A 265-nucleotide genomic window follows, 5' to 3' on the forward strand; every position below is an offset into this window, starting at 1 on the left:
TCGTGTTGAAGCGGATGTAGATGTAGACTGCGAGAAACTATTTTCTGAGTACCACCGCAGAATGTTCGAAGATCGTGCCGGTCTGATCGTTGAATGTGCGGTCGTAATCCTTACACAGATACCGCTGAAACACGCGATAGCTGCCGTACCGAATCACAGATTCGCCACGGCAGGCGGGCAATAGATGCCGTCGCGCCAGCGAACCTGCTGTAACAGGTTCACGGCGCGACGCTCCGAGACGAGCGTCTTGATAGGGAACATCGTT

The 265-nt window shown here is 54.0% G+C and carries 1 pseudogene; it reads right to left on the reverse strand.

The features are described from left to right. Positions 1 to 40: 40 nt before the first annotated feature. Positions 41 to 261, reverse strand: a pseudogene (locus EXE46_RS16725) (transposase); the annotation flags it as partial. Positions 262 to 265: the final 4 nt, after the last annotated feature.

Origin of the sequence: Halorubrum sp. GN11_10-6_MGM, from assembly GCF_005435165.1 — an archaeon.
GTDB lineage: Archaea > Halobacteriota > Halobacteria > Halobacteriales > Haloferacaceae > Halorubrum.